Origin of the sequence: Lysinibacillus telephonicus (assembly GCF_003966145.1) — a bacterium.
In the GTDB taxonomy this organism is placed as follows: Bacteria; Bacillota; Bacilli; order Bacillales_A; family Planococcaceae; genus Ureibacillus; species Ureibacillus telephonicus.
The window spans coordinates 1-20,343 of the sequence record NZ_RXNR01000037.1; the positions used below are offsets into that span (position 1 = coordinate 1).

Below are 20,343 nucleotides of genomic sequence, written 5' to 3' on the forward strand. Positions count from 1 at the left end.
GGCCACTGTTTGTTTAAATTCTTGATTATAACGTTTTTGACTCATAATTCGGACACGACCTTTCGTTAGTTCAATATTAATGACTTAACCTAGTTGTGTCCATAAATCTATACTACATCTATTATATTTACGTATGGAAGCTTAAAGAAAAAAGGCTCGTCCAAACTCTCTCCCCAAATTCACGAATATAGTTGTGATATTGATTATAATAAAATCAATCGAAATGCCACCCATAATTCCCGTTATTAATCGACGAATGTTGTTGCTCTCCCACTTATGAAAGAGCTGCCCTGTGCCATCCACAATCATAGGTATAATCAGAGCAAATGAAAGGAGTAGTGATAGCCTTCCGTATGTAGCTAAGATAAGCAACCCAATGACATAGCCTGCCATAATCCCTGTACACCGCGCACATAACGGAAACTGCTTCCCATTACAGTGAAATGACCTTTCAGGCAAACGGTGACACATAAAAGCGTATTGAAGAAACTTATCCATGTTACTACCTTCCCATCCATAAATACAATCCTAGAATAGAATAATACAAGTATATACCATTACTGGAAATTTGTAATTTAATTTTTTGATAATTTTATAATATTTTACAATTAATATATGCAACAGCAATATACTCTAGCAGTAATAAAACAGCCGTAGAGAAGCTTTGCTTTCCCTACAGCTATCTTGAAAACATATAGTCACTTATCAGTATAAAGCTTCTTTTGTATCTCATAAAACTGTTCATTTCTCATCCCGAAATACGTTGGGCCAAAAACATTAATTCCTTCATTAGCCCAAATATCGGGCGCTCTGAAGTTGACTACAGCAACCTTCATGCCTATTTCACAATAAGGGTTTAAAATAGGTTCACCAGTATCGGCATGTAAAATCGAAATAATTTCTGGTGCAATTGAAATCAGCTCATCGTTTTTCTTCAAATACATATTTTCATTTCTAAACCAAATAGTATATTTTTCTTTATCAGCGAAGCTTTCAATTACAATATTCCCTTCAATAAAGCCCATTGCATCCTTCCACTCAGATTGAATAACTTCTCCCTTTACAAATAAGGTTATATTTTCTATTTATATTAACCTATTAAAACATTAATATGCTATATAATTACCTCCTAAGGATTTTTTTGGAATTATTAACTTGTAACACGTTGTATATCGTGTTACGATGTATTTAAGTTTCTATGAAATGAGGTGTAGTAATGGACAAAGAAATTATGAAAGGTAGCATTGATATTTTACTTCTCTCACTCTTAAATAAAAGAGATATGTACGGTTATGAGATGGTAAAAACGTTGAAAGAAAATAGCAATGAACTTTATAACATGAGTGAAGGAACCCTATATCCTGCTTTAAAAAGACTAGAGAAAAAAGAGTGGCTTATATCTTATTGGGAAAATTCAGAGTCAGGTGGAAGAAGAAAATATTATACGATCACAGAAGATGGTAGAAAGGAATTGCTCAAAAAATTACGAGAATGGGGGAAAATTAGTGATTTAATAAAAGTTTGTTCGGAGGGAATGGCTTGGATAAAATTATTGAAACCTACATTAACCAAATTGTAAGTGAATTGGGGTGTGATAAAAAAGAAAAACAAGAAATAGTTGATGAAATAAAAGACCATTTATACTTATTGAAAAATGAATATTTAGAACAAGGCTTATCTGATAAAGAAGCTACTAATTTGGCATTAGAAAGTTTTGGAGAGCAAAACCAATTGAAAAATGGCTTTCAAGAAGCTATTTTCCCCTTTTATAAATTGTTCAAAATAGGGACATGGATTTTATTTGGTCTATACTCGTTTATTGTTTTATTTAAGTTAATATACCAACGAATTATTATACGTTTTACTGATATTCTTAATTCTGCTACTTATGATTTTCCTGTTCGTAATCGATATTTTTCTTATCCAAATGATTCAAACGAATTTTATAATTTAGAAGTATTACAATTGAACTCAAATATCATCCCTTTTAAAAATATACTTACTTATTTAACTGGTTCCATGCAATTTAACGATGATATTATTATCAATAATACGTTAGGTAATATCGTGATTTTCATCCCTTTAGGAATACTTCTTCCTATCCTATTTCATAAATTCTATAAATTCTCAAGAGTTTTTATTAGTTTAATTTTTATTAGTTTTTCACTCGAAGCCCAACAGTTAATTCTTCAAGTTGGGCAATTTGATATTGACAATATTATATTAAATACCATAGGAGGAGTTTTGGGATATTTCGTTATAGTGACAATACCTAGCATTACTAGTTTATTTCAAAAAACGCTAAGTTAATATTCCTATTTTAGTAAAATGAGATTCGATATAGAAAGTGCTAAAAAAGTTAACGCATTTTTATAAAAGAGTTTTTTCATAAGATTATTCTTGTTTTTAAATCGAGTTAGAGTAGCATTACCCTCGTACATACGGTTCCGTATACTGCGGTCAATTAAGGTGTATAACGAAATTTTTCGTAACGAGGTTGCAGACTTTCAGCCCTTGACTACTCCAATATGAGTTGCCAAGGGTTTCGTGTAATATGGACTATTCGATATTCTCCAATAACTTTTTCGTGTATTCCCCCATTTGCAGGCTTTTCAATCCGGTACACCAAAGCGAATGAGATTACGTACCTTTGTCTTTAGTTTCCTCCAATTCTTCCAAAAGCGCATTCGCAGTCTTCTTTGAATCCATCCATCATAGTATGTGCACTTTCACTCTATCTATCCGCTTCATTTACTCGATTCACTCTTAGGCATAAAGGACTATACATTGTTTTAGCATGCTCATCCTGCCATTTCTATTATATATGGACATAATCACCTAGAAACTTTTCAACTTGCTTCGAATAGACACCCGTCGCTTCAAATACGATTTCAGGGGCTTGTCCATCAAAAGCTGTGATTTCCTCAATACGTTGGTGTAGCTGCTCAAATTCAGAAAGTGTATGATCAAACTCACCATCAAATTCACATTGTTTATCCCCATAAAAAATGGCGATTGTACTTTTCCCTTTACTTCATCATGTACGATGACAAATCTACTCCTTTTTACCAATCATAAAAGGGTTTCACAGTGCCATATCGATTCCATTTTCTTTTGCACGATCTCTTGGACCCAACATACTAAACTGATTCAAATAAAGGTGTGAAGTTAGCCAGTTTTAAATATGGATTCTAAATGATCCTAGAGGCCTGTCGACTTTCCTTCACTTCTACTATAAAAAACAGTAGCACAAACCATGGCCTTGGTTTATGCTACTAATGTTAGTATGTTTTTAAAAATTATTTTAATACAGAACCAATTCCTTCATAACGGGCACCTTTCGAATTTGTATCAGTCTCAAATCTCATTTGAGCACCTGTAAATGAGTCACTTTTTCCTGTTATAGTTGTAGAATAAGGACTAGATTTAGTACCACTAACATATCTACTTCCCCAAACATCATCACCATACCAATGTTTTTTTACCACACTATAAACTATTCCTGGAGTTACTCCTGATATAGAAGTTTCTTGTGTTAACAGCACATCTAATGATGATGTACCACTTATATTAAATTCACAATCAGAATAAAAAGTAGAACCTTGGTTCCTTGCCGAAAAATGCCAATCACAAAGGGTATGTAGTGGACGAATAGTTAAATCTTCACCCTCTTTTATTACTTCAAAATCATCAGTGTCTAAAGATTCAGAATTAATATTAACCTTGTCCGAATTAATAGTGAAAGGAACCTTAGAGACTCCACCATTCTCAAAACTTAAATTTACAATAAAATAATTATTTTCTTTGTTTTCAATAATTTCATATTCTACAAGCTTATCTTTAAATAATAATAATTTGTACTCTTCTTTAAGTCGTTTAGTAGATTCAAAACGCTCGTCATTTACATATTTTATCACTCCATCAATATCACCATTTTTCATAGATTCTAAAAAGTTAATCAAGATTTTACTTTCTTGAGTCTCTTGCTTACTTGCCGCATCAGCTAATAAAGGAAGTGATAATGCAAAAAGCATGCCAAACATTAATACTGTAATTAATCTCTTCATGTAAACATTCTCCTATATTTGTAAAGTACTGGTAATAATACCAACAAATGTAATAATATCATATAATAAACTATTTTTCTATTAATTTTAGTGAATTTTACAATATATACAAATATTGATAAATTTTATAACAATAACAAATTAAAAGAGCAGCTTTACTATGAAAAAGTACATACTTTAGTTATAGTGTGATTTGCAATAAGTGCAGAGAATTGCAATTAAATATACAGAGTGTTGGCACCCAGTAGGACATGATACATGTGAGCGCCTAAACTTTCAATAATTTACTAAATATACCATTTGGGTGTGGGAGGCCGGGTTAGAAGAAAAGAAATTGAGAAGCTAAAAATCAAACTCTAGAAAACAATATCGACTAAACAAATTTTTGTAAAAGTAGAGAACAATGATGAGTTAAAACAAATGGATATTTTAGAAATCTAAAAATTAAAATAAACAAAAAGGGTGACCCAAATTCGTTAGTTTAATATGGTACCTGTAGTTAGGACACTTGAAAAAGAGTGTTTTATCTACAGGTATTTTTTTATATACTGAATTTTAATAAATGGAGATTAGAGGACATCATGAGTAAGATAATATTTTCACTTAAAGAGATTAAAACATTAGAAAAGAATCCAAATGTACAACGTGTAAGTGAACGGGCGATTACATATACAGATACCTTTAAAAATACATTTTTAGATGAATATTTAGCTGGTAAACTTCCTCGACAAATTTTTGAAGAAAACGGCTTCGATGTAGACGTTATAGGAATTAAACGCATTGAACAATCTGCTTATAGATGGAAGAGAGCTTATGAAAAGAATGGTTCAATTGGACTCACAGATTCGAGAAAAAGTAATACTGGTCGACCATTAATTCGTGAACTGACATCTTCTGAAATTATCGAAAGGCAAGAGGCTAGAATTAAGTTATTAGAGGGCCAAGTGGAATTATTAAAAAAGCTCGAAGTGACAGAAAGGAGGCTGCTAAACGCCAGAGAAAGTCTAGATCCAAGTAGTATATATCAGTTAATTTATGAAACCGTTGAACAGAATCAATTTAAGCGAATGACGGCTTATTTATGTGACCTTTTAGAAGTCTCACGTTCTGGATATTACAGTTACCTAAAGGCGGGTTCTAGCCGTAAAGCTAGAGAGCAACGAGACTTAGAGGCGAAAGAGATCATATTAAAAGCCTTTAATCGACGTGGTTATAAGAAAGGGTCCCGTTCCATAAAAATGATTCTGGAGAATGACTTTAATCTTATCTTTAGTCGAAAAAAAATCCAAAGAATTATGAAGAAATACGGAATCGTCTACCCTTATAGAAAGGCGAATCCGTATAAAAGAATGGCCAAAGCGACAAAAGAACATCAGGTCGTTTCAAACAAGCTAAACAGAGAATTTAAGCAAGGTGTTCCTGGAAAAGTGTTATTAACAGACATTACTTATTTGCCATATAACAATAATTGTATGGCTTATTTGTCGACCGTAAAAGATGCCGCCACGAACGAAATCCTAGCTTATCATGTTTCTGATCGAATCACTTTAGACATCGTAACCCAGACAATCCATAAATTAGTCAAGAACAAAAAAATCATTCTACATAAAAATGCCTTCATCCACTCAGACCAAGGAAGCCATTACACAAGTCCAAGCTATCAAAAATTATTAAAGAAATATGGTCTAGGCCAATCTATGTCTAGAAGGGGCAACTGTTGGGATAATGCGCCTCAAGAGTCATTCTTCGGTCATTTAAAAGATGAGGTAGACTATCAGTCTAGTAAAACATTAAAAGAATTAAAAGCAAAAATAAATCATTACATGGTTTACTACAACAATTATCGATATCAGTGGAACTTAAAAAAGATGACCCCTATTCAATATAGGAATCATCTTCAAATTGCTTAATCTCTTTTTTTATTGTGTCCTTGACATAGGTGCCAGTTTAGTTTTGGGTCACCCTTATTTATTATTCGCTTTTTAGAAATACTGTTTTCGTTAAAGTATAAAACTCTTTTGCGGCTTCACCTTGTTCGCGCATGCCTGTACTTGAAGCTTTTACGCCGCCGAATGGTGCTTGGAATTCTACTCCGGCACTTTCTGCGTTTACACGTACTAGCCCTGCTTCAATTTGATCAATGAAAGTCATAGCGGAACCAAGATTTTTAGTAAATATTGATGCACTTAAACCATATGCAACATCATTTGCAATATCGATTGCCTCTTCTAATGAATCGGCTTTCATCAATGCTATGACAGGACCAAAAATTTCTTCCTGGGCAATTCGCATATTTGCTGTTACATCCTCAAAAATAGCCGGCTCTACATAGAAGCCTTTTAATTCTTCAGATTTTAAAGCGTTGCCACCAAAAATTAACTTTGCCCCTTCTTCCTTGCCAATTGCAATATAGTCCAATACCGTATTGTACTGGCCTTCACTTGCACATGGTCCCATCCAACTTTGCTTTTGATCATTATTGATGGAAATTTTACTTGCTTCTTCTAATAATTTATTTTTAAACGTTTCATAAATAGATGATTCAACGATCACTCTACTTGTAGCTGTACATTTTTGCCCTGTTGATTTAAAACCGCCACTTAATACAGCTGCCACTGCATTATCTAAATTTGCATCCTCTAATACAATGACTGGATTTTTTCCTCCCATTTCTAACTGGAACTTTACGCCATTTTTTGTTGACGCTTCTGCTACTAACTTCCCAGTCGCACTAGAACCAGTAAATGTGATACCGTTTAAATGTTGATTATTAATTAGAGCATCTCCTACACTTGAGCCACTGCCTGTAATAAAGTTTAATACGCCGTTTGGAATTTTGGCTTCATCAAAACATTGTACGATTTTAGCTGCGGTTACTGCTGCTTCTGATGCTGGTTTAAATACAACTGTATTTCCATATATTAAAGCAGGCGCAATTTTCCACAAAGGAATCGCAACTGGGAAATTCCACGGTGTAATTACCCCAACAACGCCTAATGGTGCACGTTTCGTAAACATGATAGCTTTGTTATCTGATGCAGGAATTACATCACCATCTTTTCGGCTGCCTTCAGAAGCATAGTAACGTAGTATCGCAACGCCGCGCTCTGTTTCACCTAATGCTTCTGGGTAGGTTTTTCCCATTTCATCCGATAATGTTCTAGCAATATCTTCTTTATTTTTTTCAACATTTTCAGCAACTTTATAAAGAATTTGTCCTCTTTGAAATTGACCTAATTGATGCCATTCCTTTTTGGCAGCTGATGCAGCATTCACAGCCAATTCTACTTCCTCACGAGTAGAATTTTGAACCCTCCCGACTACTTGAAGTGTTGAAGGATTGATACTTTCAATTACATTTCCGCTGCTGCTTTTACTCCACTTACCATCTATATAATTCAAAATTTCATTCGTCACGTTCATCATCCTTTCACAACCAAATCGTTGATGTTCACTTCATTTTTTAAGGAACCAATTTGTGTACTGATTATTTCAATATGATCGTGAAGCTGTAATGTAAAATCATTTGGCGGAACGATACACGTACCAGTCATTAATGCTGTACCTGGTAATAAATCATTATCAAAGACTAAATAATCTACTAATTCTTCTAATTTACGTTTTAATTGACTAGTTACTGCATTTCCTTCAAAAACGAGTTCGCCATTTCTATAGATTCTACATGTTAGATCAATCGAATAAGGATCCTCTACTGACTCAGGAATAAGGATAGCAGGTCCTATTGAGCAAGAATTTTTCCATACCTTTGCTTGAGGTAAATAAAGAGGATTTTCACCTTCAATATCACGACAACTCATATCATTACCTAGTGTATAGCCAATAATATCCCGACCTTCACCTAAAATTAGTGTCAATTCTGGTTCTGGAATTTGCCAATTTGAATCACTGCGTATAAACACTTCACTATTTGGACCAACAACACGGCGACCTGTAGACTTCAAAAACAACTCCGGTCTCGGTGCGTCATAAACCTTATCATAAAAAGTTTCTCTGTCTAACTCCCCATTTGTTGCCTCATAATTTCGTGCTTCTTTACTTTTTAAATAGGTCACACCTGAAGCCCAAACCTCATCAGGAACGATTGGAATTAACAGCTCAATTTCATCAATTTGTTTCTCAATTGGCTCTAAACCATTATTTTTAATAAACTCTTCAACTGTTAAACTCCCTTTTTTTAACGTATAGTAAAACTCTACGTAATTATTAAAAGGAATGTTATATATAAGATTATGTTGATCAATTAATGCACCTTGAATTTGTTCCTGATCACGGTAACGAATAAATTTCAAATAATTCCCCTCCATATAAATGAATTATGCACCTAATAAATTAGGTAAGAACAATGAAATTGACGGGAAGAAGGCAATTAATAAAGCTGCAAATATAAGTAATAGCAAGAAAGGCCAGCTTTCTTTAATAAATTCTTCAAACCGAGTTCCAGTAATGCCGCAAGTAGTAAACATAATTGTCCCTAATGGTGGTGTTAATGTTCCTATACTTATACACATAATAAAGAAAATACCAAAGTGTACTGGATCAATCCCATATTCAATTAACATTGGCATAAATAACGGTGTTAAAATAATAATTAATACGTTCCCCTCTAAAAACATCCCTACAATTAATAGGAAAATCAATGTAATTAAGAAGAATAGAACTTCATTCGAAACAAAAGAGACCATTAACTCTGTTGCCTTTTGAGGTACACGTTCCAAAGTTAAAACCCATCCAAAAGCTGAACCAGCTGCAATAATCAGTAAAACCGCTGCTGCCGTTTGAATTGTTTCTTTCAAGCTTAAAATTAATTGCTTTACTTTCATTTCCCGATAAATAAACATCCCTAGTACAATCGCATATAATACTGCGATTACACCTGCTTCAGTTGCGCTGAATGCACCAAGACGGATACCTCCGATAATAATAATTGGCAACAGTAAAGCTAGAGCAGCATCTTTAAAACTTAATAGAAAATCTTTTGTTGAATATTTGATACTTGAATCTGTTTCTAAATTGTATTTTTTTGCATAAAAATGAACATACATCATAAAGCAAATACATAAAACAATTCCTGGCAATATCCCTGCCATAAATAATTTACCAATCGATACATTACCCACGTAGCCATACATTATTAAACCGATACCTGGTGGAATAATAGGCGTAATGAGTGATGTTGAAGCTGTCAAAACTGTTGAGAAAGATTTCTTATACCCCTTTTTCTCCATTTCAGGTACTAGTATTTTCGATTGCATTGCTGCATCAGCAACATTAGAACCTGATATTCCTCCCATTAATGTACTTAATATTACGTTTACTTGAGCTAATGATCCCGGTAGCGGATTTGTAATAACTGTAGAAAAACGCAACATTCTAGAAGTTATCCCTGTATAGTTCATTAAAATGCCAGCTGAAATAAAGAAGATTATTGCCAGTAGTGGAACTGACTCCATTCCGCTTATTAAACGTTGAATTAAAATTTCACTTGAAAAACTATTATTAAAAGTAAAATACATTAAACAACTTAAAATCAGCCCAAATGCAATCGGAATATTCAATAGAAATGAGATAATTAAAACTGCTAACGTTGCAAATATTGCCATTAAGCATCAATCCCTTTTTGAGTCTCTTTATAACTTGTTATTACTTGAGAAGTGAAACGAATAATTGTGAATACTGCTCCTACAATAACTGCAATATTTATATACTGATAATTGATTGTTAAAATAGGAGTCACTTTCCCAGAGACATTGCCAATAAACTTAACTCCTAAAATAATAAATACATAGATTAATACTATATATATAGAAAGAATTCTAATAAAATCTGCTACTATTCTTAATGGCTTTGGAAGTTTTTCAACAAAGTAATCTACCCCGATATGCGTGTTATATTTCATAGCCGTACTCATTCCAACAAAAATTAACCATACAAAAAGCATTAAGGTTACTTCTTCTGTCCAGGCAATCGGTTTTGAAAATAAATATCGTAAAATTACATTTGTACCTGTTAAAAGAATAATGCCAGCCAAGCTAACTACTGCAATCCAATCATCAATATTTTTTAAGAAGCTTTTTAATAGGATCATATAGTCATCCCCCAGGTATATGGACTGAATATTCAGTCTTTATTTTTCGTAAAAACCTAGATATTTATTTTAAATTCTCTAATTCAGCTAATAAATTATTATAAAGATTGTCAGACCATACATCCTCGAATTCATCATAGACGCTGGCAACTTTTTCTTTAAACAAAGCTGTATCTACTTCTACAATCTCTACACCTTCTGCTTCAAAAGCTTCCAAAACTTTTTGGTCTGTTTCTTTTAGAACTTCATATCCATAATCTGCAGCTTCAGCACCTGTTTCTTTTAAAATTGTTACAATATCCTCTGGCAGCCCATTAATAAAACTTTCGCCACCCGAAAACGACACGATAAAGCGTTGATGCCCAGTTAATGATAAATATTTTGAAACTTCTTGTACTTTTGCCCCATGAAGTACTGAAACAGGATTTTCTGCTCCATCAATTAACCCTTGTTGCAACGAAGGATATAGATCTGCAAGCGGTAGAGGAGTTGCAGCTGCACCTAGAGCCTCCATTGTTTTAATCGACATTTGATTATTCGGTACTCTCACCTTTAATCCAGCTAAATCTTCAGGTGTTTCAACTTTCTTTCCTGTCATTAAGTGACGTTCCCCATACACTACGTTTGGAATAATTACGCTAACTCCTTTATCTTTCAGTTGGTTATTAATATTACTAAACCATTCAGTATCCGTGATTTTACGCAGCAACTCTGTGTCATCTGTTAAATATGGTGCCGTTAATATCCCAGCATCCGGGACATAATCCAGCAAAAAGTCATAACCAGCTAGAACGATGACATTATTACCTTGGATCGCTTGTTCAATTACATCCTTCTCTGCGCCTAATTGTGAGCTAGGATATAATACTAAATCAATTTGACCATTACTTTTTTCTTCAGCAAGCTCTTCCCATTTTTTCGCTAATTCATCAATTGGTTCACCTGGTTGATTTCCATATGCAATGTTAATCGTATACGTTTCTGTGTCCGCATTTGCACCATTGCTAGATGTATCAGTTGCATCCCCACAAGCAACTAGTAATAACATAGATAAAGCAATACCACTTATAAATTTTAGTTTCCCCTTTGTCATGTTTATTTCCCCCTTATTAAAATGTTGGTCCAATACGCCAAATCCCAAAATCATGCTGCATTAAAATTTCCGCTTTCGTTAATTTTCCAGAAGCAACTTTCGAAATTTCGTTAAGAATAGTTTCCCCTACTTGCTCAACAGTCTCTTTACCTTCGATAATTGTTCCACCATTAATATCCATATTTTCACTCATTCGCTCAAATACTCCTGTATTTGTTGTTATTTTAATAACGGGAGCAATGGGTGATCCTGTAGGTGTGCCTCGACCTGTAGTAAATAGAACAATTTGAGCACCACCAGCAACCATACCTGTTAATTGTTCAATATCGTGTCCTGGCGTGTCCATCCAAACTAACCCTTTTTCTGTTGGGCGTTCAGCGTAATCTATCAGTTCATTTAATGTGCTTTTTCCAGCTTTATTTGCTGCACCAAGTGATTTTTCTTCAAGTGAGCTTAAACCACCTTTAATATTCCCTGGACTTGGATTACCTGTACGGATATCAACTCCCATATTAATGGATCGCTTTTCCATAGCATCTATTACTTCATATACACGTTTAGCCACATGTTCATTTTTAGCTCGATTCGCCAATAAATGTTCTGCACCAATAAGTTCTGTTGTTTCAGCTAAAATCGATGTACCACCCAATTCAACAATCTTGTCACTTACATATCCGACAGCTGGATTTGCTGATAACCCAGAGCATGCATCTGAGCCTCCACACTCTGTCCCAATAATAAGCTCGCTAAAATCACACCATTCTCTTTGCACTTCAGATGCCTCTTGTACCAACCTCGCAGCTAATTTTGCTCCTTGTGCTATTGCATCCAATGTTCCACCTTCATCTTGAATGGATACTACTTCGACTCGTTTACCTGATGCAGCAATTTCCTTAGCTACATTACGAGCTTGATGTGTTTCACAGCCTAAACCGAGGACTACAACACCATAAACATTCGGATTTAGCCCCATCCCAACATAAGTTCTAAAAGTTTGCTCATAATCTACACCGACTTGAGCACAGCCATGTTGATGAACAAAGCTAACTGTTCCATGAACCAGTTCCGTAATTTGACGAGCAGCTTTCGTAGCACATGTGATTGTCGGTAAAATTAGTACATGATTACGAACCCCTACTCTTCCATCTGCACGACGATAGCCTAAAAATTTTCCTTTCTCAAACTGCATCTTTATCCCCTCTTCCCCTTGTTCCTTCTAGATTATGGACGTGTACATATTCCCCGCATTTAATAAATTTTGTTGCCCTGCCAATGACTTCTCCATATTTAATAATGTATCCACCTTCAGCAATATCCTGAATGGCAAACTTATGACCGAATTGAATTGGTTCTAATAAATTTATAACGCGTTGCTCATCCCCTATCGTAATCTTTAAATCTTCTACAGAAGGGATATTTTCCAAGGCTGTCGCTACATTGTCTTTTTCCGTTAATATGATACTTTTGTACATATTAAGCCCCCCTCTAAACGATTTTGTTGTATAGCTTTCCTAGTTTTTCAATTTCAACAATCATTTCATCACCAGGTTTTAAATAAACCCGCTCATTTTCTGGAAGACCAAGTATTACTCCTTCAGGGGTACCTGTTAAAATAACATCACCAGGGCTTAATGTGATATATCTAGAAATATATGAGATGATTTCTTTGCAGTTAAAAATCATATCGCTAGTATTTGAGTTTTGTCTGAGCTCTCCATTTACATAGGTTTTAATCTCTAAATCGTTTGGATTACCGACTTCATCTGCCGTTACTAAATAGGGACCTATTGGGCAAAATTTATCTAATGCTTTACCTAGTAACCATTGATTTGTTCTAAATTGTAAATCACGTGAGGATAGGTCATTCGCATTGCAGTAACCAAAAACATAATTTAAAGCGCTTTCATCAGAGACATTTTTTGTCTCTTTTCCAATTACAATCGCCAATTCTGCTTCATAATCGTTTTCACTTGAATCTTCAGGTAAAGAAATTTCCTCATTATGTGCTGCTAGAGAGTTATTGAATTTATTAAAAAGCACCGGAAACTCTGGAATAGCCATATTTGATTCCTCAGCATGCTTCCTGTAATTGAGCCCTACACATATGATTTTAGATGGCCGTTGAAGAACCGAAGCTAATGTTAGAGTAGATTCTTCCACTACAAATTCCTCTGAAAAATCATGAGCTTCAATAATACTTTCTACTTTTTTCTGTAAATCTGGATTTTCAATGATATCGTGAATACTATTTAATTGAATTGAATTTTTCTCAGCATAATCAGATAACTTGAAAATACCTTCTTCCAATTTAACCCCTACAAGAACTGTTTGATTCTCAACATAACTTAATAGTTTCATTTAAACACCTCTTCATATTTTTTTTCCGAAAACAGCTCCACCATCAATATATAGTGGTGAACCCATTAAAAATTTTGACTCATCAGATGCTAAATACAATGCTGCTTGTGCTACATCAATTGGTTTCCCTAATTCATCAGATAATTGTCTCTTTTTAATGCCATTTAAAGTCTCTTCAGGATTTTCAGCAGTAGATAAATATTTTTCAACAAATGGTGTATAAATTGTTCCTGGTAATAAAGCATTCACTCTAATATTGTGTGATGCATAATCGACCTGCATCGATTTTGTCATAGCTAACACGGCACCTTTAGTTGCGGCATAAAGAACTCGGTCCTCTAAACCAATTTCAGCAACACAAGATGACATATTGATAATTGAGCCACCTCTATTTAACATCTTTTGCACAACATACTTGGACATTAGAAACACACCATTGACATTTACATTCATGACCTTATTCCAGTAATCTTGCGACAATTCATGGATTTTCCCAATACCACTTATCCCTGCATTGTTAAATAAAATATCAATTTTCCCATATTGCTCAAAAACTTTATTCACACTCTTCATCACAGCTTCTTCATTTGTTACATCTACTTCAAAAAAGGCAGCCTTATCTTGGAAGTCTTTTTCTAACTCTGCTACTGAATCATTATGAAGTAAATCAAAAATTACAACTGTAGCACCATTTTGTAAAAACAGCTTTGCGGTAGCCAAACCGATTCCCGAAGCCCCACCGGTGATAATTGCTACTTTGTTGGCCAATCTCAAACTTATCCCCCCTTATTTTTAGAGATTTGAAGAAATGTTTCGTGCTAAATTAAGTACAGCTTCCTTCAGAACCTCTGATTTCGAATCATAATAAACATCTAAAGCGGTAACACTAACAGCTGCTATCATTTCTTTTTTATGATTGAATATTGGCGCAGCTATACAAAACAAACCCTCCTCAGTCTCCCCTCTTTCCAATACATAGCCATTTTGTTGTCCAAATTGTATCTGGTGGATTAGTTCATCCATAGTTTGAACTGTCTTCCTTGTCAAAGGTTTAAAAGGAGGTTCTCCTAATCTTTCATATAACTCCTCATTTGGTAGACCACTTAATAAAACCTTCCCCATTGCTGTTGCATAAGCAGGAATCATTTGTCCTGGCTCTGTTTTAATTCGAATATTGGATTTAGATTCTACTTTTGCCAAATAACATATATTCCCCCCCTTTAAAATAGATAATTGGCATGTTTCATTGACCTGCTCAACTAGTTCGTTGCCAAACCGGTCGAAAAGTTCTATATACTTTGAATTTTCGGAATACTTAGAGCCTAAAAAAGCTAAACGATAATCTATTACATAATTTTTCTTATCGTTTTTTGAAATATAGTTTAAGTTTTCTAAGGTATTGAGAATTGAATAAATAGTACTCTTGTTCAACTTTGTTTGATGAACAATTTCCATAAAACTCAAACCTTGTCTACTTTCAGCTATTACAGTTAAAATTACATCCATTTTTTCAATAGATGGAACAAGATTTGTCATCAGATGCCTCCTTGTTCTGTATAGAGAACTGGTTTTTATATACAGAACTTATTTTTAAATTACAACACTTACCTAAGGAAGTCAATAATGTTTTTTTCGACATAAAACAACACATAAAGTAGAAAATTACAGAGTTATAATGCGTATTCGGTTCAATGATAACTATATTTTTTTGGAAATTTAATAGTCTTGGTAGAGTTTAACTAAACTTTTTTTGAAGCTGCAGGTAAGTGTGGAAATTAAGAGGGAAATGTTGTTACACCTTTGTATCAAAGTATAAAACGAGGTTTAAGGAAAATTACTAATTGTCCTCAAACCTCGTTCTATGAAAATAGACTGGAATAGTCAGTGCATGTTTACAAACAATCATGTTTAGACACCTAGATACTTATGCTGAATTTCATCATTTTCCAATAGTTCGTCAGGTGTTCCTTTCCATACAATTGTTCCTTTGTTCATAATCAGTATTTCATCAGCCGCTTGGCAGGCAAGTGAAATATTTTGCTCTACCATTAAAATTGATAATCCTGATTCCTTCAATTTAGCAACAATGTCACCTATCTGATCTATAATTACAGGCGCTAATCCTTCAGAAGGTTCATCCATAAGCAAAAATTGCGGATCGGTCATTAACGCTCGACCGATTGCGAGCATTTGCTGTTGTCCTCCTGATAATTGAGTTCCCATATTTTTTTCTCTTTCTTTAAGTACTGGAAATAATTCATAAACCTTTTCTATATCCCATTCACTAGTATCGCCCTTTAAGTTTTTTCGGGCTGCCATCGTTAGGTTCTCACGTATTGAAAGAGAGGGGAAAATACGCCTTCCTTGTGGCACAAGCCCAATTCCTTCGCGAGAAATTTGATAGGATGTAAGGGATTCTACTGGTTTACTCTTAAAGCGAATACTCCCCCTTTGAGATTTATGCAAACCTGCAATTGTATGGATTGTAGTTGATTTTCCAGCACCATTTCGACCAAGAAGGGCAACACATTTGCCTGTTGGAACAGCTAAAGATACTCCTTGGAGTATGTGACTATTGCCATAATATGCATGGACATTTTCAAGCTCAAGCATGTGCCTTTGCACCTCCTCCGAAGTAAATTTGTCTAACTGTATCATCATTTCGAACTTCTTCTGGAGTTCCACTTAAAATGACTTCACCATGATGGATTACAGTTATTCTGTCTGCAATCGCAAATACAACATCCATATCATGTTCAATTACTAATAAAGCAACTGATCTAGGAAGTTTTTGAATCATTTCAGATGTTTGTGCAGTTTCAGCCGGTGACATCCCTGAAGTCGGTTCATCCAGGAGCAAAATTTTTGGTTTAGAAGCCAGCGCTAAAAGAACCTCCAATAATCGTTGTTCACCATATGAAAGATTGTCTACTTTTACATTTTGACGGTCGGAAATTTGCCATTGTTCAATCAGTTCTTCCGTTTCTTTTTTGAGGTCGGAATAATTTGATAATGGTTTAAAAAGTTGATATCGATAAGGCTTTAAAGCGGTTAATGCTAAGTGTAGATTTTCTTTAACCGTTAGATCACCGAATAAATTATTCTTTTGGAATGTCCGTGCCATGCCCAGATGTACTAATTTATTAGGAGGAAGTTTACTAATTTCAACATCTTCTAAAAAAACAGCACCCGAATTAAGAGGTAATTGGCCTGTGATGCAATTAAATAATGTTGTTTTCCCTGCACCATTTGGCCCAATGATGACATGTCGTTCACCTGGTTGAACATCTAGAGTAACATTTTGCAAAACCTGCAGGGTATTAAAAGATTTACTGATGTTATCAACTTTTAGTAAAGTCATGTTATTACCTCCCTCTCTTCTTCGATTGGTTTTGAAGTTTCTACATTTTTTGTACCTTTTCGTATAATAAACTTCTCTTTAAAATAACCAAACCAATGGATAATACCGCCTTTACCTACAAGGACTAGGAGCACTAAAATTGCACCTAATATCAATTGCCAACGTTCAGTATATGAACTGATAAAGTTTTGCAATATAATAAATAGACCTGCACCAAGGACAGGACCGATAAGTGTTCCCACGCCACCGAAAATTACCATAATCATAACTTCCCCGGAAAATTTCCAATAAGTTAAATCAGGACTGACAAACATATTAAAATAACCATAGAGTGAACCTGCAAACCCAGCTAATGCACCTGCTAATGAATAGACTAAAAGCTTATAAACTCTAACTTCATAACCTAATGCTGCCATACGAGACGGATTTTCCATAATCCCCTTTATAATCCTTCCTGCTGGAGAATTTACAAAGAGCTTTAACAGTATATAAACAAAGATAAAAGCTATCCCCATTAAATAATAAATAGCTAAAGGACTGGCGATTTCTCCAAATCCAAAATCCAGTGTAGCTGAGACCCTCATTCCATCTGCTCCACCTGTCCAGTTTTCTAATTGCCAAGCTAATGCGTATAATAATTGACCAAAAGCAAGTGTAATCATTAAAAAATAAAAATTTGATGTACGAATGAATAGAGAACCAGTCAGTAAAGCTATTAAACCAGCAATAATGATTGCTGATAATATCAAAATATACACATTGTTAATAAATTGGCCTAAAATTGCAACAGTATAGGCACCGATTGCAAAAAATGCTGCGTGACCAAGCGATACCATACCAGCAAATCCCATAAGCAAACCCAAGCTCATTGCAAAAATTGCCATTATATAGATTTCTGTGGCCAAATCAACACCAAAACCAGAAAGTAAGAATGGTAATCCGGAAACGGATATTATTAAAATTAAAATAATAAATAGATTATTTTTCATTGTGACACCACTTTCCCGTAAAGTCCTTGTGGTCGGATCATCAGAACAACAACCATAAGTAAAAATACAATTAGCATGGACAGTGATGGGAACCAAATTTTACCTAATGTTTCGATTAATCCAATTAATATTGCACCAACGAAACTACCTTTCCAAGAACCGAGTCCTCCAATAACCACGACAATTAGCGATGTTACGAGAATATCAGAATCCATCCCTGTATACATGCCGATTAATGGCCCACCTAAAACTCCACTAAGGCCTGCCAGCCCAGCTCCAAAAGCAAAAACACCTGTAAAAACAAGACGAACATTGATGCCTAGAGCTGCAACCATTGCCCGATCATCTACACCCGCACGAATAATTGCTCCTACACGTGTTCTACTTTCAAGATACCAAAGTATAACAGCAAGAATACAACCAACAAGGACTACAAAAAGACGATATGCTGGAAACACCATCTCTCCAATTGTTATAGAAGAATTTAATAGCTCAGGTACTGCAATTGTTTGCATTTCTGTACCCCAAATCCATTTTGCACAATCTGCAATAACAAATGTCAAACCAAATGTTAGAAGAACTTGCTCGAGTTCTTTTCCATATAATTTATTAATTAATAACTTTTCTATAATAATTCCTAGAATTGCAGTAACAATGACTGCCAACAATAGTGCTAACCAGAAATTCAAATGTAAACTCATGAAAGTAAACGCAAAATAAGTTCCAAGCAAAAAGAATGCCCCATGAGCTAGATTAACAACATTCATTACCCCCAAAATAATTGTTAATCCTGCTGCAATCATAAAATACAGCATTCCATATGCTACCCCTGTTAATAATTGAACGATGTAGATAGACATATATCTCCCCCACTTCCTTAAATAAATTGGTAGGAATTTATCCCGGTGTAACTGTCCGTAAGACTACCACCTCAAGCTTCAAAAGAAATAAGAAGATAGATGAGAGTTAACGGACGCTAACACCTTGATTGGTTGCAGACTAAAAACGCCATATCCTGTCCCAACATCTGCATAACCCACGTCCTGTGTATCAGAACTCCCCCACTGATCGAAGTTTCACTTTATCACTAAATTCCTACAAAATTTATTTACTACTTTGCCGGATTTGTTTCAGGCATTGTCACATTTTCAATTGTCTCAATTACTTCTGGAACTACTTGACCATCCTTTTTCACATTTTCTACAATATAGAAATTTTGAATTGGATTATTTGTTTTCGGATCAATTGTAATTGGACCGCGTGGACTATCAAATGAAATACCTTTTAATACTTTTACCAACTCCTCAGTATCAACACTTCCAGCTTCCTTAATTGCTTTATCAATGATTAAAGCCGAGTCATACCCTTGTACAGAGAAAGTATTTGGAAGTTTGTTATACATTTTTTGGTAAGCTTCTACAAATTGTTTGTTTTCCTCATTATCTATCCATGGAGAATAAATAATTCCAGAAACAATACCTTCTGCAGAATCTCCTGATGGTTCAACAATTAACAAATCTCCAAACTCCATAGGACCAGTTAATGGTATTTTTCCTTTTAGTCCAAAGTCATTATATTGTTGTACAAATCGAATACCATCACTACCAGTAAAGAAGGCATATACTACATCTGGATTTGTTTGAGAAACATCTGTCAAATAAGTAGCAAAATCATTTGTGCCTAATTTTGGATAAACTTCTTTGACAACTTTCCCACCTGAAGCTTCAAATGATTCTTTAAACGCACTTGCAACCTCTTGCCCTGCTGGATAATCTGGTGCGATTACCATCGCAGTTTTCCCAATATTATTTGCTATATAAGATCCTGCGCTGCTTCCATTTTGCCAGTTAGAGAAAGAAGTTCGAATCACATAATCACTTCGTAGATCCCAAGAAAGGTCGTTCCCCGCAGCATTAGCATCAATTAATATAACTTTATCTTTTTCTACTTCATCACGAAGTGCGTAGACAACACTTGATGAAATAGGTCCAACAAGGAAATTAACTTTCTCACTCCCTACCAAGTTTTTATATTTTCTTAATGCAACTTGTGGATTTGCTTCATCATCTTCAAAGATTAATTCAACTTCCCTGCCGCCAAGTTTGTTGTCATTCTGTTCTAAATAGAGTTTGAAGCCATTTTTAATATTTTCAGATAGCGGTGCAAATGTACCCGAATCCGAAAGAATAAATCCTATTTTTATTTTATCTTGAGAAGCAGCATCGCCACTTTCTCCAGAATTACCACATGCTGAAAGAATCATCACAACTATAAGCAACATTACACCTATAAACTTCCACTTTGTTTTTCGCATTTGGTTCTCCCCTTTAGTTCCAAAATATTGAATTTTTTACAAAGACAAATTTTAT

General features: G+C 34.6%; 21 protein-coding genes and 1 pseudogene. 3 read left to right on the forward strand and 19 right to left on the reverse strand.

All coding sequences use genetic code 11. The features are described from left to right. Nucleotides 1–141: 141 nt before the first annotated feature. Together EKG35_RS12900 and EKG35_RS12905 are read right to left on the reverse strand one after the other, a co-directional pair. Entirely contained in the window at nt 142–498 is a 357-nt protein-coding gene (locus EKG35_RS12900) for a DUF2085 domain-containing protein (RefSeq protein WP_126294875.1), read from the reverse strand. 200 nt (nt 499–698) lie between these two features. Continuing rightward, nucleotides 699–1,085: an S-methyl thiohydantoin desulfurase domain-containing protein gene (locus EKG35_RS12905; RefSeq protein WP_126294876.1), complete on the reverse strand. Its 387-nt coding sequence runs from the start codon at nt 1,083–1,085 to the stop codon at nt 699–701. Between the two features lie 131 nt (nt 1,086–1,216). Between EKG35_RS12905 and EKG35_RS12910 the strand changes: the two genes are divergently transcribed. Together EKG35_RS12910 and EKG35_RS12915 are read left to right on the forward strand one after the other, a co-directional pair. After that, nucleotides 1,217–1,579, forward strand: a complete 363-nt coding sequence (locus tag EKG35_RS12910) for a PadR family transcriptional regulator (protein WP_126294877.1) — start codon at nt 1,217–1,219, stop codon at nt 1,577–1,579. Then, nucleotides 1,540–2,310 carry a VanZ family protein gene (locus EKG35_RS12915; protein WP_126294879.1) on the forward strand — a complete coding sequence of 257 codons (771 nt, stop codon included), beginning with the start codon at nt 1,540–1,542 and terminating at the stop codon, nt 2,308–2,310. Before EKG35_RS12910 ends, EKG35_RS12915 begins: the two co-directional genes overlap by 40 nt. Before the next feature lie 154 nt (nt 2,311–2,464). Here the strand turns inward: EKG35_RS12915 and EKG35_RS21620 are convergent. Both EKG35_RS21620 and EKG35_RS12930 read right to left on the reverse strand, forming a co-directional pair. Then, nucleotides 2,465–2,717, reverse strand: a pseudogene (locus EKG35_RS21620) (group II intron reverse transcriptase/maturase); the annotation flags it as partial. A 582-nt stretch (nt 2,718–3,299) separates the two neighbouring features. Further along, nucleotides 3,300–4,067 carry a hypothetical protein gene (locus EKG35_RS12930; protein ID WP_126294880.1) on the reverse strand — a complete coding sequence of 256 codons (768 nt, stop codon included), beginning with the start codon at nt 4,065–4,067 and terminating at the stop codon, nt 3,300–3,302. A 581-nt stretch (nt 4,068–4,648) separates the two neighbouring features. On the opposite strand from EKG35_RS12930, the gene EKG35_RS12935 reads away from it, so the two are divergent. Next, nucleotides 4,649–5,977: an IS3 family transposase gene (locus EKG35_RS12935; protein ID WP_126294881.1), complete on the forward strand. Its 1,329-nt coding sequence runs from the start codon at nt 4,649–4,651 to the stop codon at nt 5,975–5,977. A 61-nt stretch (nt 5,978–6,038) separates the two neighbouring features. Here the strand turns inward: EKG35_RS12935 and gucD are convergent, their stop codons facing one another. The 15 genes from gucD to EKG35_RS13010 all read right to left on the reverse strand — a co-directional run bounded on the left by gucD (nt 6,039) and on the right by EKG35_RS13010 (nt 20,288). After that, nucleotides 6,039–7,484, reverse strand: coding sequence for an alpha-ketoglutaric semialdehyde dehydrogenase GucD (gene gucD / locus EKG35_RS12940; protein ID WP_410798260.1), 1,446 nt, complete (start codon nt 7,482–7,484; stop codon nt 6,039–6,041). 5 nt (nt 7,485–7,489) lie between these two features. Continuing rightward, nucleotides 7,490–8,377, reverse strand: a complete 888-nt coding sequence (locus tag EKG35_RS12945) for a fumarylacetoacetate hydrolase family protein (RefSeq protein WP_246020360.1) — start codon at nt 8,375–8,377, stop codon at nt 7,490–7,492. A gap of 24 nt (nt 8,378–8,401) precedes the next feature. Continuing rightward, nucleotides 8,402–9,688 carry a TRAP transporter large permease gene (locus EKG35_RS12950; RefSeq protein WP_126294886.1) on the reverse strand — a complete coding sequence of 429 codons (1,287 nt, stop codon included), beginning with the start codon at nt 9,686–9,688 and terminating at the stop codon, nt 8,402–8,404. Then, nucleotides 9,688–10,173, reverse strand: coding sequence for a TRAP transporter small permease (locus tag EKG35_RS12955; RefSeq protein WP_126294887.1), 486 nt, complete (start codon nt 10,171–10,173; stop codon nt 9,688–9,690). The genes EKG35_RS12950 and EKG35_RS12955 overlap by 1 nt, the downstream gene beginning before the upstream one ends. Before the next feature lie 64 nt (nt 10,174–10,237). Further along, nucleotides 10,238–11,266, reverse strand: a complete 1,029-nt coding sequence (locus EKG35_RS12960) for a C4-dicarboxylate TRAP transporter substrate-binding protein (protein WP_126294888.1) — start codon at nt 11,264–11,266, stop codon at nt 10,238–10,240. Between the two features lie 16 nt (nt 11,267–11,282). Beyond that, nucleotides 11,283–12,455: a UxaA family hydrolase gene (locus EKG35_RS12965; RefSeq protein ID WP_126294889.1), complete on the reverse strand. Its 1,173-nt coding sequence runs from the start codon at nt 12,453–12,455 to the stop codon at nt 11,283–11,285. After that, complete coding sequence (locus EKG35_RS12970; RefSeq protein ID WP_126294890.1) at nt 12,445–12,738, reverse strand: UxaA family hydrolase; 294 nt, start codon at nt 12,736–12,738, stop codon at nt 12,445–12,447. The genes EKG35_RS12965 and EKG35_RS12970 overlap by 11 nt, the downstream gene beginning before the upstream one ends. A 13-nt stretch (nt 12,739–12,751) precedes the next feature. Continuing rightward, nucleotides 12,752–13,624, reverse strand: a complete 873-nt coding sequence (locus tag EKG35_RS12975; RefSeq protein ID WP_126294892.1) for a fumarylacetoacetate hydrolase family protein — start codon at nt 13,622–13,624, stop codon at nt 12,752–12,754. Between the two features lie 12 nt (nt 13,625–13,636). Next, the gene (locus EKG35_RS12980) at nt 13,637–14,398 is read right to left on the reverse strand and encodes an SDR family NAD(P)-dependent oxidoreductase (RefSeq protein WP_126294894.1); all 762 of its coding nucleotides are present in this window, start codon (nt 14,396–14,398) and stop codon (nt 13,637–13,639) included. An 18-nt stretch (nt 14,399–14,416) separates the two neighbouring features. Next, nucleotides 14,417–15,160: an IclR family transcriptional regulator gene (locus tag EKG35_RS12985; RefSeq protein ID WP_126294895.1), complete on the reverse strand. Its 744-nt coding sequence runs from the start codon at nt 15,158–15,160 to the stop codon at nt 14,417–14,419. 372 nt (nt 15,161–15,532) lie between these two features. Further along, complete coding sequence (locus tag EKG35_RS12990) at nt 15,533–16,237, reverse strand: ABC transporter ATP-binding protein (RefSeq protein ID WP_126294896.1); 705 nt, start codon at nt 16,235–16,237, stop codon at nt 15,533–15,535. Further along, entirely contained in the window at nt 16,230–16,985 is a 756-nt protein-coding gene (locus tag EKG35_RS12995; RefSeq protein ID WP_126294897.1) for an ABC transporter ATP-binding protein, read from the reverse strand. The genes EKG35_RS12990 and EKG35_RS12995 overlap by 8 nt, the downstream gene beginning before the upstream one ends. After that, nucleotides 16,982–17,974: a branched-chain amino acid ABC transporter permease gene (locus tag EKG35_RS13000; RefSeq protein WP_126294899.1), complete on the reverse strand. Its 993-nt coding sequence runs from the start codon at nt 17,972–17,974 to the stop codon at nt 16,982–16,984. The genes EKG35_RS12995 and EKG35_RS13000 overlap by 4 nt, the downstream gene beginning before the upstream one ends. After that, complete coding sequence (locus EKG35_RS13005) at nt 17,971–18,834, reverse strand: branched-chain amino acid ABC transporter permease (RefSeq protein ID WP_126294900.1); 864 nt, start codon at nt 18,832–18,834, stop codon at nt 17,971–17,973. Before EKG35_RS13005 ends, EKG35_RS13000 begins: the two co-directional genes overlap by 4 nt. Nucleotides 18,835–19,085: 251 nt before the next feature. Next, entirely contained in the window at nt 19,086–20,288 is a 1,203-nt protein-coding gene (locus EKG35_RS13010; RefSeq protein WP_126294902.1) for an ABC transporter substrate-binding protein, read from the reverse strand. Between the last annotated feature and the right edge of the window lie 55 nt (nt 20,289–20,343).

Excerpts from the sequence above, each read along its gene's own strand:
- EKG35_RS12900 (WP_126294875.1), bottom strand. The coding sequence starts at position 498 with ATGGATAAGTTTCTTCAATACGCTTTTATGTGTCACCGTTTGCCTGAA.
- EKG35_RS12910 (WP_126294877.1), top strand. The coding sequence starts at position 1,217 with ATGGACAAAGAAATTATGAAAGGTAGCATTGATATTTTACTTCTCTCA.
- EKG35_RS12930 (WP_126294880.1), bottom strand. The coding sequence starts at position 4,067 with ATGAAGAGATTAATTACAGTATTAATGTTTGGCATGCTTTTTGCATTA.
- EKG35_RS12935 (WP_126294881.1), top strand. The coding sequence starts at position 4,649 with ATGAGTAAGATAATATTTTCACTTAAAGAGATTAAAACATTAGAAAAG.
- EKG35_RS12950 (WP_126294886.1), bottom strand. The coding sequence starts at position 9,688 with ATGGCAATATTTGCAACGTTAGCAGTTTTAATTATCTCATTTCTATTG.
- EKG35_RS12955 (WP_126294887.1), bottom strand. The coding sequence starts at position 10,173 with ATGATCCTATTAAAAAGCTTCTTAAAAAATATTGATGATTGGATTGCA.
- EKG35_RS12960 (WP_126294888.1), bottom strand. The coding sequence starts at position 11,266 with ATGACAAAGGGGAAACTAAAATTTATAAGTGGTATTGCTTTATCTATG.
- EKG35_RS12965 (WP_126294889.1), bottom strand. The coding sequence starts at position 12,455 with ATGCAGTTTGAGAAAGGAAAATTTTTAGGCTATCGTCGTGCAGATGGA.
- EKG35_RS12970 (WP_126294890.1), bottom strand. The coding sequence starts at position 12,738 with ATGTACAAAAGTATCATATTAACGGAAAAAGACAATGTAGCGACAGCC.
- EKG35_RS12975 (WP_126294892.1), bottom strand. The coding sequence starts at position 13,624 with ATGAAACTATTAAGTTATGTTGAGAATCAAACAGTTCTTGTAGGGGTT.
- EKG35_RS12985 (WP_126294895.1), bottom strand. The coding sequence starts at position 15,160 with ATGACAAATCTTGTTCCATCTATTGAAAAAATGGATGTAATTTTAACT.
- EKG35_RS12990 (WP_126294896.1), bottom strand. The coding sequence starts at position 16,237 with ATGCTTGAGCTTGAAAATGTCCATGCATATTATGGCAATAGTCACATA.
- EKG35_RS12995 (WP_126294897.1), bottom strand. The coding sequence starts at position 16,985 with ATGACTTTACTAAAAGTTGATAACATCAGTAAATCTTTTAATACCCTG.
- EKG35_RS13000 (WP_126294899.1), bottom strand. The coding sequence starts at position 17,974 with ATGAAAAATAATCTATTTATTATTTTAATTTTAATAATATCCGTTTCC.
- EKG35_RS13005 (WP_126294900.1), bottom strand. The coding sequence starts at position 18,834 with ATGTCTATCTACATCGTTCAATTATTAACAGGGGTAGCATATGGAATG.
- EKG35_RS13010 (WP_126294902.1), bottom strand. The coding sequence starts at position 20,288 with ATGCGAAAAACAAAGTGGAAGTTTATAGGTGTAATGTTGCTTATAGTT.